15 protein-coding genes are annotated in these 15,073 nt (G+C 59.4%); 12 read left to right on the forward strand and 3 right to left on the reverse strand.

What is annotated here, in order from left to right:
- Positions 1–44: 44 nt before the first annotated feature.
- Positions 45–782 (forward strand): polysaccharide deacetylase family protein, encoded by a 738-nt coding sequence (locus tag NKJ73_RS19785; protein ID WP_352570749.1) that lies wholly within the window; start codon positions 45–47, stop codon positions 780–782.
- On the opposite strand, the gene NKJ73_RS19790 is transcribed toward NKJ73_RS19785, so the two are convergent.
- Both NKJ73_RS19790 and NKJ73_RS19795 read right to left on the reverse strand, forming a co-directional pair.
- Complete coding sequence (locus NKJ73_RS19790; protein ID WP_352570750.1) at positions 783–1,172, reverse strand: DUF427 domain-containing protein; 390 nt, start codon at positions 1,170–1,172, stop codon at positions 783–785.
- A 124-nt stretch (positions 1,173–1,296) separates the two neighbouring features.
- Entirely contained in the window at positions 1,297–1,683 is a 387-nt protein-coding gene (locus NKJ73_RS19795; protein ID WP_352570751.1) for a hypothetical protein, read from the reverse strand.
- A 174-nt stretch (positions 1,684–1,857) separates the two neighbouring features.
- On the opposite strand from NKJ73_RS19795, the gene NKJ73_RS19800 reads away from it, so the two are divergent.
- Both NKJ73_RS19800 and NKJ73_RS19805 read left to right on the forward strand, forming a co-directional pair.
- Positions 1,858–3,486 carry a fatty-acid--CoA ligase gene (locus NKJ73_RS19800; RefSeq protein WP_352570752.1) on the forward strand — a complete coding sequence of 543 codons (1,629 nt, stop codon included), beginning with the start codon at positions 1,858–1,860 and terminating at the stop codon, positions 3,484–3,486.
- A gap of 83 nt (positions 3,487–3,569) precedes the next feature.
- On the forward strand, positions 3,570–4,355 hold the full coding sequence (locus NKJ73_RS19805) for a DUF1499 domain-containing protein (protein WP_352570753.1): 786 nt from the start codon (positions 3,570–3,572) through the stop codon (positions 4,353–4,355).
- Positions 4,356–4,368: 13 nt separating this feature from the next.
- Here the strand turns inward: NKJ73_RS19805 and NKJ73_RS19810 are convergent, their stop codons facing one another.
- On the reverse strand, positions 4,369–5,277 hold the full coding sequence (locus NKJ73_RS19810; protein ID WP_352570754.1) for an MBL fold metallo-hydrolase: 909 nt from the start codon (positions 5,275–5,277) through the stop codon (positions 4,369–4,371).
- A 114-nt stretch (positions 5,278–5,391) separates the two neighbouring features.
- Here NKJ73_RS19810 and NKJ73_RS19815 point away from each other — a divergent pair, with 114 nt between their 5' ends.
- The 9 genes from NKJ73_RS19815 to NKJ73_RS19855 all read left to right on the forward strand — a co-directional run bounded on the left by NKJ73_RS19815 (position 5,392) and on the right by NKJ73_RS19855 (position 15,038).
- On the forward strand, positions 5,392–5,982 hold the full coding sequence (locus NKJ73_RS19815) for a biotin transporter BioY (RefSeq protein WP_352570755.1): 591 nt from the start codon (positions 5,392–5,394) through the stop codon (positions 5,980–5,982).
- A 375-nt stretch (positions 5,983–6,357) separates the two neighbouring features.
- Positions 6,358–6,948, forward strand: coding sequence for a transcription termination/antitermination protein NusG (gene nusG / locus NKJ73_RS19820; RefSeq protein ID WP_352570756.1), 591 nt, complete (start codon positions 6,358–6,360; stop codon positions 6,946–6,948).
- A gap of 147 nt (positions 6,949–7,095) precedes the next feature.
- Positions 7,096–8,412: a UDP-glucose dehydrogenase family protein gene (locus NKJ73_RS19825; protein WP_352570838.1), complete on the forward strand. Its 1,317-nt coding sequence runs from the start codon at positions 7,096–7,098 to the stop codon at positions 8,410–8,412.
- A gap of 43 nt (positions 8,413–8,455) precedes the next feature.
- Entirely contained in the window at positions 8,456–9,733 is a 1,278-nt protein-coding gene (locus NKJ73_RS19830; RefSeq protein ID WP_352570757.1) for a sugar transferase, read from the forward strand.
- Positions 9,734–9,891: 158 nt separating this feature from the next.
- Entirely contained in the window at positions 9,892–10,986 is a 1,095-nt protein-coding gene (gene gmd / locus NKJ73_RS19835; RefSeq protein ID WP_352570758.1) for a GDP-mannose 4,6-dehydratase, read from the forward strand.
- Between the two features lie 21 nt (positions 10,987–11,007).
- Positions 11,008–11,790, forward strand: coding sequence for a glycosyltransferase family 2 protein (locus tag NKJ73_RS19840; protein WP_352570759.1), 783 nt, complete (start codon positions 11,008–11,010; stop codon positions 11,788–11,790).
- Between the two features lie 359 nt (positions 11,791–12,149).
- Positions 12,150–12,842, forward strand: a complete 693-nt coding sequence (locus NKJ73_RS19845) for a glycosyltransferase family protein (protein WP_352570761.1) — start codon at positions 12,150–12,152, stop codon at positions 12,840–12,842.
- Between the two features lie 85 nt (positions 12,843–12,927).
- Entirely contained in the window at positions 12,928–13,680 is a 753-nt protein-coding gene (locus NKJ73_RS19850; RefSeq protein WP_352570762.1) for an FkbM family methyltransferase, read from the forward strand.
- A 269-nt stretch (positions 13,681–13,949) separates the two neighbouring features.
- The gene (locus tag NKJ73_RS19855; protein WP_352570763.1) at positions 13,950–15,038 is read left to right on the forward strand and encodes a glycosyltransferase; all 1,089 of its coding nucleotides are present in this window, start codon (positions 13,950–13,952) and stop codon (positions 15,036–15,038) included.
- Positions 15,039–15,073 lie beyond the last annotated feature (35 nt).

Here is a 15,073-nt window from a genome sequence, read left to right on the forward strand (position 1 = left end):
GGGTCGCCGCTTCAACTTTGATCTGGCCGACCTGGAAATAATCGATGCGCCCGTTCCAAAAGTATTTTTGCGCCATTGCGATATCGCTGTGGGTTATTTCTCCTGGCAACGCCCAGTTGCTCGTCGCACCGACGCTGCACATCAAGGCCGAGGCGGGCGGCGGCCGCGTCGCGCTGACGCTCGATGCGTGCGGCGGAAGGACCGACACACGGATTCTCTCGGCGCTGGTGGAAAACAAGATTCCTGCCACCATTTTCGTCACCGGCATCTGGCTGAAGCACAACGCCGCCGCCGTCGAGATCATGCGGGCGCATCCCGAACTGTTTGAATTGGAAAACCATGGCGGCCGCCATGTCCCGGCTGTCGACACGCCGCAAAAGATCTACGGCATTCGCAGTGCCGGCAGCCCGGAGGCCGTGCTGGCCGAGGTCGAATTGGGTGCTGCCGCTCTTGCCGTGACCGGCGAACCGGCGCCGAAATGGTTTCGCGGCGCAACCGCCGAATACAGCCCGTCGGCAATCGCGATGATACGCAAGCTTGGTTTCAAGATCGCAGGATTCTCAATCAACGGCGATGGCGGCTCATTGCTCGGCGCAAAAGAGACCGCCCGGCGCATTGCCGCGGCGAAGGACGGCGACGTCATCATCGCTCACATCAACCAGCCGACCCATGCGGCCGGCGAAGGCGTGGTGCAGGGACTTCTGGCGCTGAAGGCCAAGGGCCTCACCTTCGTGCGTCTCGACGATGCCGACGGCGTCGGCGATGAAGGCACCACCGACTGATCAGCCGGGCGTGGCCTCGATGGTCACCTTGTTCGGATAGAACGCGCCGTGGTCGCGGATATCGGCCGTCTCGTCGAACGGCCGCTCATAGGCCCACATCGCATCCTTGCCTGCATCGCCGGCGGGCAGCACGCTCCAATAGCTGGCATCGCCCTTGTAGGGGCAATGGGTCGAGTGTTCGGTTTTGCCAAGCTGGTTGAAGTCGATGTCGTCGAACGGAATGTAGAAAACAGGCGGATAGGGAGGTTCGGTCAGCACCTTGACCTTGCTGGACGAGGCGATGACGGTATCGCCGGCGCGCACCGTCACGATGCCCTTATAAGGCTCGACGGTGATGACCTTGTCCGGATTGTGTTGAAAGCCGGGTGCCGGGTTTGCGATCTGGTCCATGTCGGGTCTCCTTGCCTCAACCCAAGATGTGTCTGCCAAGCGCGCTGCGCAAGACCTGCCAGCCACCGGCGGGCATCGCCCGCGGGTGGCAGTCTTGCGCTTTCCTCCGGTATCCCGCCTAAAATCAGGCGGCGGCCTGGAAAGCGTCCATCAGCCCGGCATAGGCGGCGGCAATGCCGGCCACCGGATTGGTGCTTTTCGAGGTGGTCTCGACCTTCAGCGCACCACCGCTGGTCGGCAAGGTGAGCAGCAGGAACTGGCGATTGCCGCCGTCGCCGACGCAGGCGGCAGCGACGTGCTGACTTTCGCCCTCGTTCTCGACGCACATCTTGAACAAGAGCGTGCCGCCGACCGCCTCGAGGGCGCCACCGACGACCTCGACGAATTCATCTTCGGAAACGGCTTTGGCGTCAGGCACCAGATCGGCCTGCGCGACGTCGGCCGCCACCAGATCGGCCAGACTTTCGGCAAGCGTATTTTCGAGGGCTTTGTCGTCGAGCTGCGCGTCCATGCGAACCTCTTTCATTCGCCAATCGCGCCCCGCCGTTAATCAACGTTAACGCCGAGCATGGCCGGATTGTGGCGAATTCGGCCTCAATTGGCTCCATGCCCCGCTCCAGCCCGATCCTGGCTGGACAATCCGCCGGTTCGTCCCACAATGGCGAAAAATAACGGGAGGAACAAGATGCTCGGGCTGATGCAGGAATGGCCGCTGCTTTGCCATAAGCTGATTGACAACGCCGAGCGGCAGCACGGCAGCCGCGAAATCGTGTCGCGTTCGATCGAGGGGCCGATCGTGCGCAGCACATATGCCGAAATCCATGATCGTGCCCTGAAGGTCGCCGAGCGGCTCGAGCGTGACGGTTTCGGGCTTGGCGACCGCATCGCGACCCTGGCCTGGAACACCGCGCGCCACGTCGAGGCCTGGTACGGCATCATGGGTGTCGGCGCCATCTATCACACGCTCAACCCGCGGCTCTTTCCCGAGCAGATCACCTGGATCATGAACAATGCCGGGGACAAGGCGATCTTCGTCGACCTGACCTTCCTGCCGCTGCTCGAAAAGATCGCCGGCGCGGTCAAGTCGCTGAAGCAGGTTATCGTGCTGACCGACAACGCGCATATGCCGGAGACTGCGCTGCCCAATGTGGTTGCGTACGAAGAATGGCTTGCAGAAGCCGACGGCAACTTCGCCTGGAAGACATACGACGAAAACACCGCCGCCGGTATGTGCTACACCTCGGGCACCACGGGCGACCCGAAAGGCGTCCTCTACAGCCATCGTTCGAACGTGCTGCACGCCATGATCGCCGCCATGCCCGACGCCATGGGCCTGTCGTCGCGCGATACCATATTGCCGGTCGTGCCGATGTTCCACGCCAATGCCTGGGGCCTTGCCCAGAGCGCGCCGATGGTCGGCGCCAAGCTGGTCATGCCCGGTTGCAAGATGGATGGCGCTTCGCTCTACGAGCTGCTCGACACCGAGCAGGTGACCTTCAGCGCCGCCGTGCCGACGGTGTGGATGATGCTCCTCCAGTATCTGGAAGAGACCGGCAAGAAACTGCCCTATCTGCAGAAAGTCGTCATCGGCGGCTCGTCCTGTCCACGCGCGCTCACGACGAAGTTCCAGGACAGTTACGATGTCCAAGTCGTCCACGCCTGGGGCATGACCGAGATGTCGCCGCTCGGCACGCTGTGCACCCTGAAGCCGGATTACGCCGGGCTGAAGGGCGAGGCCCGCCTCGGCGTCCAGCAGAAACAAGGCTTTACACCGTTCGGCATCGAAATGAAGGTGACGGACGACGCCGGCAACGAACTGCCATGGGACGGCAAGACCTTCGGCCGGCTCAAGGTCCGCGGGCCGGCCATCGCGCGCGCCTATTATGGCGGCATCGGATCCGAACAGTTCGATCAAGACGGCTGGTTCGATACCGGTGACGTCGCGCATATCGACCCCGGAGGCTATATGCAGATCACCGACCGCGCCAAGGACGTGATCAAGTCGGGCGGCGAATGGATCTCGACCATCGAGCTCGAGAACCTCGCGGTCGGCCATCCCGATGTGGCGGAGGCCGCCGCCATCGGCATTCCGCATTCGAAATGGGGCGAGCGGCCTTTACTCGTGGTCGTGCGCAAGCCGGGCAGGGAGCCGACCAAGACGGATATTCTCGCTTTCATGGACGGCAAGGTGGCGAAGTGGTGGATGCCGGACGACGTCGCTTTTGTCGGCGAAATCCCACACACCGCTGCCGGCAAGATCCAGAAGATTACCTTGCGCCAGCAGTTCCGGGATTATCACCTGCCGACGGATTGACCGGAGATGCGGCGTCTTTGCGTCTTCAAGCCGCCGCTGAAAGGCACTATGCCTGTGTTCGGGTTGGGGCAGCGCGGAAACCAATGACGGGAATTCCCGAGCGACAAACGTCGAGGGCTGCCGGTTGGTCGCGGCGCGCTGGTGCGTTTTCGGCAGTCCTGCTGCTGACCGCTCTCATCGGCCATCGCTATGACCTCGTCGAGACCCAAGCTTTCCTATGGGTGCTTGGCATTGTCGCCTTGCTGGCCGCGTTTGCGCTTTTGTTTGCCGGGTTTGCCTTCGCGCGATTGTGGAACTTCGGTGATCGTGGCGGCCAAGACCTGACCGCCGGCGCCTTGCTGGCGTTTCTGGTGCTCATCCCTTACGCTGTCGGGGCCTATTGGGCGGCGACCTATCCGCCGCTGCGCGACATCTCGACGGATTTCGACGACCCGCCGGCGCTCGATATTTCTACCCGGACAAAGGATATGAACGAGCTTTTGCCGCCGACACCCGGCGAGCAGCGCCTGCAAATCGAAGCTTATCCGCTTGTTACCGGACGCAGCTACACCTTGCCTTTCGATCGCATTCTGGAGGCGGTCAAAACGGTGCTCGATCGGCGCGGCTGGCAGCTCACGGCGCCGTTTCCAGACGCAGCAGGGCAAAGCGACGTGAGGGTCGATGCGCTGGCCAAGAGCTTGCTGCTTGGTCTTCCCGCCGATGTCGCCATCCGCGTGACCGACGACGGCGATGCGGTCATCGTCGATATGCGATCGGCCTCGCGTTACGGCCGCTACGACCTTGGCGACAATGCAGCGCGCATCACCGATTTCCTTTCCGAACTCGACCAGGAAGTCGCCGGCCAGGTGGGCGTGGCGCCGGCGGAATGATATCCGAAGTGTGCTACGTTGCCGGCGAATAGACGCCATCGATAGCCGGCGCGCCATCGGTGTGGACCAGGCCGCGCGCCACCAGGTCTTCCAGATGGGCAAGCACCGACAGGCCGGCCGCGCCATGCAGGCGCGGGTCGGTGTCTCGATAGATCGCGTCCACCATGTCCTTGATTGTCCGGTCGCCGCGGTTGATCCGCTCCAGAATTGCCCGTTCGCGCATTTTGCGATGCGTTTTCAATCCGCGCATGAAGCTGCGCGACTCGGTCACCGGCCCGCCATGGCCGGGCAGCAGCAGCCGGTCATCGCGTTCGATCAGCCGATCGAGCGATGTCATGTAGTCCGCCATCGCGCCATCCGGCGGTGCGACGATCGTGGTTGCCCACGCCATGACGTGATCGGCCGAGAAAAGGATGCCGGTTCCCTCCAGCGCGAAGGCCGCGTGATTGGCGGTATGGCCGGGCGTCAGCACCGTCCGCATCGCCCAGCCGTCGCCGTCGATCACCATATCGTCCGGCAGCGCGATATCAGGAACAAAGTCGGTGTCGGCGCTGGCATCGAGTGGATTGACCTCGCCGGTGCGCAACGGCCGCGCCGGGCGATGCCGGCCCTCCGCCAGAACCACCGCACCCGTATGCTGCTTTAACCGAGCCGCCAGCGGCGAATGGTCGCGATGCGTGTGGCTGATGAAGATATGGCTGACCGGCCTGGTCCCGATCGCTTCGAGCAGTGCTCGAAGATGTGCCTCGTCATCCGGTCCGGGATCGATCACCGCCAGCGTCTCGCGCCCGACGATATAGCTGTTGGTTCCGTGAAAGGTGAACGGGCTTGGGTTCCTGGCGGTGACGCGTTGAATACCAGGCGCAACGGCTACGCCATGGCCATAGGCCGGATCGAAGCGTGTATCGAATTTCAGCGCCATGCGAACGTCGCGACCTTTTTTGGGGCGAGGGCAAAACCGATTGCCGCATAGCACGGAAGCCAATATAGGAAAACGCAAGGCCGCGTTCGGCGGCAATCCGGAACGGGGAAGACTATGGCAATTGCAACGACGATGCGTCCGCTCATTTCTCTCGCTTTGCCTGAAAAGGGCGCGGCCCGGCTGGCAGGACAGCTTTTGCTGGCGATCGCCGGAACGTTGCTGATGATCTTGTCTGCCAAGACCAAGGTCATGCTCGGACCGGTAGACATCTCGATGCAGACGCTCGCCGTCTTCCTGATCGCTGCCTCCTTTGGCATGCGCCTTGGCGTCGCCACGCTGCTTCTCTACATGGCCGAGGGCGCGTTGGGCCTTCCGGTCTTCCAGAGCACGCCCGAAAAGGGCATCGGTATCGCTTACATGCTCGGTTCGACCGGCGGTTATCTAGCCGGCTTCGTCGTCATGGCGGCGATCGTCGGCTGGGCTGCCGACCGTGGCTGGGATCGCCATCCTATCAAGCTCTTCAATGCCATGCTGGTGGCCGAGATCGTCATGATGGTAATGGGCTTTGCCTGGCTGGCGCTGTTGATCGGCCCGGAAAAATCCTGGCAGTTCGGGGTGTTGCCCTTTATCGTCGGTGATCTGATCAAGGTTGCGCTGGCCGCGAGCCTGGTGCCGGCTGTCTGGTCGCTGTTGAAGCGTTCGTGAAGCCGGTCGAGCGGTGATAACCTGTTCTGCGCGACAGTGATTTTTCGCCGTAGTTGGTGTGGCCGTGCAGGATCTTTGTCGCTGGCGGCAGCCTTGTGCGCGACGCCATCCGTCATATTAGCTTCAAGTCGACGGACTAAGTACCAGAACCAACGGGCGATTCGTCACGACCAGCGTAACCAAGCACCTACGTATGGAAATAAATTGCTCGACATAGCATCTCAGCCAGCTGAAAAAGAAAGCGGCTCGATGATTATTTAGGCACAGCTAAATTTCTGGACAATGTGTAGGAAATTCTTAACCCAACCGCCTTGACTCTAGTGGCTTGGTTGCTTGCTGGTATCCACACACTGTCGTAACCGTTGACCTGAGATCATGCCGCCGACCGCCGAAGGAAGACACGTGAGTAGCGCGGAAAAAACAACGAGCAAGGCAACAGCCCTGTCGCCTGAGCCGACCGCCGCGCCGGCAACGCGCTGGTATGCGGCCAGCGTCTTTCCCGGGAAGGAGCATGTCGCAGAGCGGCATCTCCGGATCCAGGGATTCGAGCCCTTTGTGCCTCGCTGCGAGAAAACCGTGCGTCATGCCCGGCGTCTCGCAACACGGTCCGCAGCTTATTTCCCGGGTTATATGTTCATCGCCCTTGACGTCGCGCTGCAACGTTGGCGCTCGATCAACGGAACGTTCGGTGTGCGCTCCCTCGTCATGCAAGGGGACCGGCCTTTGCCTGTCCCCTCGGGTCTGGTAGAGCGCTTCATTGCGTTGACCGGCAGGCACGGCCTGCTCGACTTCAGTGGCGGCCTCGCAGCCGGTGCTTCGGTTCGGATCCTTTCCGGCCCGTTCGCGGAAATGATCGGTCGCCTTGACCGGCTCGATCCAGCCGGAAGGGCTCGGGTTCTGATTGCGATCATGAATGGCGAGATACCTGTCGACCTTGATACCAGGGATCTCGTCGCCATCGCATAGTCGTAAGCATCGAGGTGCGGCGAGGCGATGCAAATTGTTGTAGGATCGGCTCTCGGGTTTTCACCCGGGAGTGCGGTAGCCGTTCTTCGGTGGGACTAGGCGTTGTCTGACGAGATCGTCTCGTCGGCGCTGATGAGAGTACGCGATATGCGGATAACAATGATTGGTGCCGGCTATGTAGGGCTCGTCTCGGGGGCCTGCTTCGCCGACTTTGGCCATCAGGTCTGCTGCGTCGACCGGGATGCGGAAAAGCTTGCCATGCTCAAACTTGGCAAGATACCGATCTATGAGCCAGGGCTCGACGACCTCGTCACCACGAATACCGCGCAAGGTCGCTTGCGTTTCGACGACAATCTGGCCGATGCCGTTTCTCAATCGGATGTCGTCTTCATAGCCGTCGGCACGCCGTCACGGCGTGGCGATGGGCACGCCGATCTGTCCTTCGTTTACGATGCGGCCGCCGAAGTTGGCCGCGCGCTCAAAGGATTTACGGTCGTGGTGACGAAATCGACCGTCCCTGTCGGTACCGGCGATGAGGTGGAACGGATCATCCGCGAGCAAAATCCCACCGCTGATTTTGCGGTGGTCTCCAATCCGGAGTTTCTTCGCGAAGGATCGGCAATCGAGGACTTCAAGCGGCCCGACCGTATCATTGTCGGGACCGATACCGACAGAGCCAAAGCGGTCATGGCCGAGATTTACCGCCCGCTCTCGCTGAACGCCGCTCCGATCTTCTATACGAACCGGCGTACGGCGGAGCTTACCAAATATGCCGGCAACGCGTTTCTGGCCATGAAGATCACCTTCATCAACGAAATTGCCGATCTTTGCGAGCGGTTGGGAGCCGATGTTCAGGACGTCGCGCGCGGCATCGGCATGGACAATCGCATCGGCGCAAAGTTCCTTCACGCCGGGCCGGGCTATGGCGGTTCCTGTTTCCCGAAAGATACGCTGGCGCTGGTCAAGACCGCGCAGGACGCGGCAAGCCCCGTGCGGCTGATTGAAACGACGGTCTCGATAAATGACCAGCGCAAACGGGCGATGGCTCGCAAGGTGGTCGAGGCCTGCGGCGGCTCTGTGCGCGGCAAAACCATCGGTATCCTTGGCCTTACGTTCAAGCCGAACACCGACGATATGCGCGACGCCCCCTCATTGGCCATCATTCAGGCCCTCAAGGACGCGGGCGCCTCGATCAAGGCCTATGATCCGGTCGGCATGGAGCAGGCGCGCAAGATGATCGAGGGCATTGAATTCGGGCAAAGCGCTTACGCGGTAGCTGATGCATCGCACGCAATCGTCATCGTCACCGAATGGAATGCGTTTCGGTCATTGGATCTGAAGCGGCTCCGCGCACTCATGGCAACGCCGGTGATGGTTGACCTACGAAACGTCTACCGCCGCGAGGACGTCGTGAAGGAAGGTATAGCCTATTCGAGCGTTGGCCGAGAGCGGCATCCTGTCTAGTGAACATTCAGGTTTTCATGGGGCCCGATTCGCGGGATTCAAATTGATTGCCACGACCATCCATTTACCCAACAAACGGCATCTCCTGCTCCGGATGCGCTTTCAGCTGCTTGGCGGATTGACATTCGCCATCCTGCTGCCGGCGTTGTTACGCCTGTCGGTTGATCAACAAGTGATCTGGCAATCGAACATGCAGGTTACGATCTTCGCGGCATTCATCGCCCACACGACAGGCTATCTGTTTTATAAGCGCATCGGCAATTTCCCGGGCGTTGCAGCGGCTGGCTACATCCTGCCAACCTTTGCCCTGACCTACGGCCTCGTGTTCGCGACGATCTTCTTTTTCAGATTCGACTACAGCCGGTTCCAGGCGGCAGCGAGCTTTATTCAGTCGACATTGTGGTATTTTGGCTTGAGCCTGGTGACGCGTAGGCTGGATGTATACCGGCTGGCGATAATTCCCGGCGGAGACGTCGACAGGCTGGAGAGTGTACCAGGTGTGAGCTGGCACAGGATTCATTCGACCAGCACGGTTGTCGAGCACGCGAGCGGGGTGGTGGCCGATCTTCGAGCCGACCTTTCGGATGAGTGGGAGCGGTATATCGCCGATCGCGCTCTCTCGGGAACGCCGGTCTACCATGTCAAGCAAATCAGTGAATCGCTCACCGGCAGGGTAGAAATCGAGCATCTTTCTGAAAACACCCTAGGCTCTCTGAATCCAAACCAGGCCTACCTTAAGATAAAGCAGGCGATAGACTGGGCTTCTGCCTTATTTGTGCTTGTTGCTTTCTCGCCGTTGCTGTTGTTAGTAGCGATTGCCGTAAAGATTGATTCGCCTGGACCGGCGCTATTTAAACAGAAGCGAATGGGCTATAGAGGCCATCCCTACGAGGTCTACAAGTTTCGAACGATGAAACTCAGCGATACAGCTGTCGACGAGAAGGAAGCGGCCATCACGAAGGTAGGCGATTCACGCATCACTCGCCTGGGACAGTTCCTGAGAAAGTCCAGGATCGACGAGCTGCCGCAGGCATTCAACATCCTGCGCGGCGACATGAGCTGGATCGGACCACGGCCCGAAGCGCTCGTACTGTCGAGATGGTACGAGGCGGAACTGCCATTCTATCGCTACCGCCACATCGTTCGGCCTGGCATTACCGGATGGGCGCAAGTCAACCAGGGCCACGTTGCGGCCGTCGACGATGTCCTGGAGAAGCTTCACTACGACTTCTACTACATCAAGAATTTCTCCCCTTGGCTCGATGTGCTGATTGTGTTTCGTACGATCCGAACCATGCTGACGGGGTTCGGCGCGCGTTGACAAAGCGGCAAAGATCGCTAGTCGACACAGCCAAACCAGCACTCACGAGCGCTACAGATGGGGATAAGCACCAGCTTTTTTGAAAGGGATATTTGGGATGTCTGACGTCACGCTGATTAGCATTGAGAATATCGTCCTATCGACCTCGGAGAAGCACAATGACTAGGAAGACCGCGCTCATTACCGGCATCACCGGCCAGGATGGCGCCTATCTGGCGGAACTTCTTTTGGCAAAGGGCTATGACGTCCACGGCATCAAGCGGCGATCGTCGTCGTTCAATACGGGCCGTATCGATAATCTCTACCAGGATCCGCATGAAAAGAACGTAAGGCTGTCGCTGCACTATGGTGATATGACCGATGCCACCAACCTCATCCGCATCGTGCAGGAAGTGCAGCCCGATGAGATTTACAATCTTGCCGCGCAATCGCATGTCCAGGTGAGCTTCGAGACCGCGGAATATACGGCGAATGCCGACGCGATCGGCACATTGCGTCTCCTCGAAGCCATCCGGCTGCTTGGCCTGACAAAAAAAACGCGTTTCTATCAGGCATCGACTTCCGAACTCTACGGCAAGGTGCAGGAGATCCCGCAACGCGAGACGACGCCTTTCTATCCCCGGTCGCCTTATGCGGCGGCAAAAATCTATGCCTATTGGATCACGGTGAATTACCGCGAAGCCTATAATATTCATGCCTCTAACGGCATACTGTTCAACCACGAGAGCCCGATGCGCGGCGAGACGTTCGTCACCCGCAAGATCACGCGCGCGGCTGCCGCGATAAGCCTCGGCCTTCAGGACAAGCTCTACCTCGGCAATCTGTCGGCTGAACGGGATTGGGGGCATGCCCGCGACTATGTCGAAGGCATGTGGAGAATTCTTCAGCATGACTTGCCCGATGACTACGTCCTTGCAACCGGGGTGAAGAACTCGGTCCGCCGTTTTGTCGAGCTTGCATTCAGCGAGGTCGGGACCGAGATCCAATGGGTTGGTTCCGGCATCGACGAAAAAGGCATCGATGCAAAGTCCGGCGCTGTTCTGGTCGAAGTGGATCCGCGGTACTTCAGGCCGACCGAGGTAGAGCTTCTGATCGGCGACGCCTCGAAAGCCGAGCGCGTTCTCGGGTGGAAGGCGACAACGCCGCTCGCCACGATGGTCCAGGAAATGATCCAGTCCGACCTCGACACAGTCAGGCGGGAATCCGAACATCGGCGCCTCGACGAGGATCGCATTCGGGTGGCGGCACAGTAAGCGGCGTTGGGCCGGTTCGACATGAAAATCTCGGTCTTGACTGTCTGTTGGAACTCGGCGGCGACGATCAGGCATACTATCGACAGCTTCCAGGCCCAGGATCATAGCGACAAGGAGCTGGTGATCATCGACGGCAATTCGTCGGACGAGACGCTGGCAATAGTCCGGTCTTACCCACAGGACCAGATCCGGCTGATCAGCGAATCGGACAGCGGGATGTATGATGCGCTCAACAAGGGGCTGCGCCTCTATACTGGTGACGCGGTGGGCGTGTTGAATTCCGACGATTGTTTCCATGACCATACTGTGCTGAGCCGAATTTCGGCAGAACTCGAACAGGCCGACATCGTGCATGGCGATCTGGATTTTGTCGAAGACCATCTGAGCAAGCGCGTCGTACGCCGTTGGCGTGCCGCACCCCGGCCCGCCAAGGGTTTCCGGACCGGCTGGATGCCGGCTCATCCGACGTTTTATGTCAGGCGGAAAGTGGCGGAGACCGTCGGCACGTTCGACCTCAGACTCAAGGTGGCGTCGGATTACGATTGGATGCTGAGAGCGGTTGAGCTACATGGATTCAAAGCCGTCATCACCGACCACGTCTTGGTCGACATGATGGTCGGCGGGGCCAGCACGCGGAGCCTTGGCTCCTATATCGGGCACAACTTTGAGGCGCTGCAGTCGCGACGCCAGTGGCTGCGCTCCGGACCAATCGACTATGCGCTTGTTGCCAAGCCTGTTCGCAAGCTGGGGCAGTTTTTCGGCATTGACGGCGGCAGCACCGTCAAGCAAAGCCGCGCGGAGTAAATTGAATAGTGGTTTCGGTAGGCAGTTCCGATGTATCGAAGGTCAGTCCAAAGGGAAGGCGCGATTACGCTCACGTGTCTGCTCCAAATGGCCATCGCCAATTCTATAGGGACCTCCTTGCCGGCCTCTTTGATCTCGAACCTGTAACAGGACGCATTGAACCTCGACTGTGGCTTGATATGGTTCAGGCCCGCCACCTCCTGTTTGGCACCATAGATGACGACTACGCTGGTTTTATCGCAGTTGCGTTGACAAGATCGCTGATTGGACGGCGGACGGTAGGGCTTTTTCTAAGGCCGTCCGGTTGCTTCGAGAACGGAAGATTCGTTAGCCGACTCAAGAGATGGATTTTTCGGTGCTTGCGGTACCTGCCTGGACTGTCGCTCTTTACGATTTTGCCCTTTGAATTCGATCGCAGATTTGCCCAGATCGCCCATGGGTGGGTTCACGACCCTCAGATGTGGGACGTGCATGACGGCGCGGCGCTTGCCGAAACCAGCCAGCTGTCGCGCGATGTGCTGGCCGCGGCCGGCGGGCGCGCAATTTTGTGCTTCCTGGGCAGCGTGAGAAAATCAAAGGGCTTCGGATTCTTGGTCGATATTTTTTCCGACCACCCAGACCTCGCTAAAGATGTTTTTGTGGTTGCTGCGGGGCGCGTCGATCCGGCCTGTGACGGGGACTGCGCTCGCTTGATTGCTGCCGGCGGAATGGTGGTTGACCGGTTCGTGTCGGACGACGAACTCCTGAGCCTGTACAAAACCTGCGATTTCGCCTGGTGCTGCTACGGGCCGGACTACGATCAGGCCTCGGGTATATTCGGGCGAAGCATACAATTGGGCACGCGTCCGATCATCCGTAAGGGCGCGTATCTTGAGAAATATGCGCAAGAAGGTGTGGTTGCGCCAATATGTCTAGCTTACGGCGATACCGTTGACGCTGCCGCCCATATTGCAACTGCCGCACACAATCGATCCGACAAGCCCGAGCGGCTGGGCGAAATTGTTGGCGGGTGGCGGTCCGATTTTGTCCAGAAAATCCGCGGGGCCCTTTGACCTGCAGGCGGATGTGCGTCAATACCGCTGATAGCCGGTATTTGGCAGGCTGCATAAGTGCTGAGGATCGAGATAAAGGCTGATCATGTTACACCTCTTGGGTCCCAAGGCGAAGATATCATTGCGTGACGTGGGGCGGCGGTTCGGGTTCGACGTGCGCCTGAATGGCATTAATTCGCGCGATGATTTGCGTCTTGTGCATTTTCTTCACATGCACGAAATCGATCTCGTAATCGACGTTGGTGCCAACAAAGGCCAGTTCGGCACGATGCTGTTTGCGGCTGGATACCAAGGCTCGATGATTTCGTTCGAACCGCTCCCAGACGCGCATTCCGAACTCATACGCACGGCCAAGGCGTTTGACGGGCGCTGGACGGTCGGACCGGCTGTTGCGCTGAGCGACACTACCGGGACGGCGACGTTCCACGTCACGGAGGCAGCGACGAGCAGTTCGTTGCACGAACCGCGCGAGTCGTTTGTTGAGCATACTCCTCGAGTGGCCGTCGCCAAACGGATCGAGATCGAGACAGAGCGGCTCGATGCTTTCGCCAATATGATCGACCTCGCCGGTAAACGAGCGTTCCTGAAACTTGACGTGCAGGGCGCTGAAGCGGCCGTTCTTGCAGGTGCTTCCGCCGTCCTGCCGCAACTGCGAGGCGTCCTGTCGGAACTGTCGCTGGTCGAACTTTATGCGGGGCAAGCGACAGCTCTGGAGGTGCATCAACTCATTGCCGGCGGTGGGTTCGAATTGTGGGATGTCTGGCAAGGGTATCGGAACCCGCGGACGCAGCGCTTAACCCAGATTGATGCACTGTATTTTCGCGAAAGCCAGACTTGAAACTTGAACAATGTGCAAGTTGGTTTGAGAGTGAACCCAGATCCAATCAGGAGCTTTCCAATCATCAAAGCGACGAGTGGGACGGTTGCCGCACAGATTGTTCGAATACCATGAATGTTGTCCAGATTGTCGGCTGCGCGCTCAACACTGGTGCGGGTCGAGGAATCCGCGCTGTGCACGAAGCCTTATTGGATGCAGGAGTTCGTTCACGCATCCTAGGGAGGGTTGAACGGGACCTTCCGCAGGACTTGTTCGCCAGGAGAGTTCCCTTGCTGCAACGTCTGCCTGTTGGTGTTAAGAACCGTTTCTACATGTGGCATTTAATGCGCCGGTTCGGCGAGATCCCACCGAATTTCCACCCTATTTCCCACGGCCTCCACCTCCACAATTCGCGTGAATATCGGAAAGCTGACGTTATCCATGTCCAATGGGCCCACGCGCCGACGCTGGGGCCGGCATTCTGGCGCGCGATCAGATATGAAAAGCGGCCGGTAGTCTGGACGCTTCGCGACATGTGGCCGTTCACTGGCGGGTGTCACTTCTCTGGTGCCTGCGAGAAATATGCCAGTGGTTGTGGCCAGTGCCCACTCTTGGGTGGAGGAGGCGAGAGGATCACATCCGACGATGTTGCATTTAAAGCCGAGCACTACGGGCCACAATCGGTATTCGTCGCGATCAGCGAGACGATCGCCGAGCAGGCCCGAAAGAGTACGGTCCTGTGCGGGCGCGCTATACATGTCATCCCCAACAGTGTGCAAATGAGCCAGCTTCGAGCGATGGACAAGGCGCAGGCGCGTAGCGCATTGGGGCTCCCAGCGAACACATTCATAATCGCCTCCGGTGCTTTGAATCTGGCCGATCCGCGCAAAGGCGCGAATATTATGCGTCACATGCTCAACGTTTATCGAGATGACAAAAAAGTTCACTGGTGTTTGTTTGGCAACGGACTTGCAGAACTAGTCGATCCGGCGCCGGAAAACTGCACAGGTTTTGGCCTCATCCGCGACGACGTCATTCTCAACCAGATATATTCGGCCGCCGACGTGTTCGTGATGCCCTCACTTCAGGAGTCGTTCGGCAAGGTCACGGTCGAGGCGATGGCATGTGGAACTCCTGTAATCGGGCTCATCAAAACGCCAGCCGAGGAGATCATTAGCCACGGGCAGACCGGATGGTTGGCAAAGCACGGTGATGCTGACGCGGTAGTGGCTGCTGTTGAGACAGCACGCGCCCTGCCAGTTGCATCATTAAGGAGTGTTGGAGTGAGCGCACGCAGCGCCGTGATCGACAGATATTCACCAGAGGCTATCGCCCATCGCTATATCGACCTGTATGAATCCCTGCTAAGTGCCAGTTAGCAGGACCGTCGGTGGGCTGAGGCGCGACGTAATAA

It is taken from the genome of Mesorhizobium sp. M0074, assembly GCF_040322975.1.
Classification (GTDB): domain Bacteria; phylum Pseudomonadota; class Alphaproteobacteria; order Rhizobiales; family Rhizobiaceae; genus Mesorhizobium.

Excerpts from the sequence above, each read along its gene's own strand:
- NKJ73_RS19785 (WP_352570749.1), top strand. The coding sequence starts at position 45 with ATGCGCCCGTTCCAAAAGTATTTTTGCGCCATTGCGATATCGCTGTGG.
- NKJ73_RS19790 (WP_352570750.1), bottom strand. The coding sequence starts at position 1,172 with ATGGACCAGATCGCAAACCCGGCACCCGGCTTTCAACACAATCCGGAC.
- NKJ73_RS19795 (WP_352570751.1), bottom strand. The coding sequence starts at position 1,683 with ATGGACGCGCAGCTCGACGACAAAGCCCTCGAAAATACGCTTGCCGAA.
- NKJ73_RS19800 (WP_352570752.1), top strand. The coding sequence starts at position 1,858 with ATGCTCGGGCTGATGCAGGAATGGCCGCTGCTTTGCCATAAGCTGATT.
- NKJ73_RS19805 (WP_352570753.1), top strand. The coding sequence starts at position 3,570 with ATGACGGGAATTCCCGAGCGACAAACGTCGAGGGCTGCCGGTTGGTCG.
- NKJ73_RS19810 (WP_352570754.1), bottom strand. The coding sequence starts at position 5,277 with ATGGCGCTGAAATTCGATACACGCTTCGATCCGGCCTATGGCCATGGC.
- NKJ73_RS19815 (WP_352570755.1), top strand. The coding sequence starts at position 5,392 with ATGGCAATTGCAACGACGATGCGTCCGCTCATTTCTCTCGCTTTGCCT.
- nusG (WP_352570756.1), top strand. The coding sequence starts at position 6,358 with ATGCCGCCGACCGCCGAAGGAAGACACGTGAGTAGCGCGGAAAAAACA.
- NKJ73_RS19825 (WP_352570838.1), top strand. The coding sequence starts at position 7,096 with ATGCGGATAACAATGATTGGTGCCGGCTATGTAGGGCTCGTCTCGGGG.
- gmd (WP_352570758.1), top strand. The coding sequence starts at position 9,892 with ATGACTAGGAAGACCGCGCTCATTACCGGCATCACCGGCCAGGATGGC.
- NKJ73_RS19840 (WP_352570759.1), top strand. The coding sequence starts at position 11,008 with ATGAAAATCTCGGTCTTGACTGTCTGTTGGAACTCGGCGGCGACGATC.
- NKJ73_RS19850 (WP_352570762.1), top strand. The coding sequence starts at position 12,928 with ATGTTACACCTCTTGGGTCCCAAGGCGAAGATATCATTGCGTGACGTG.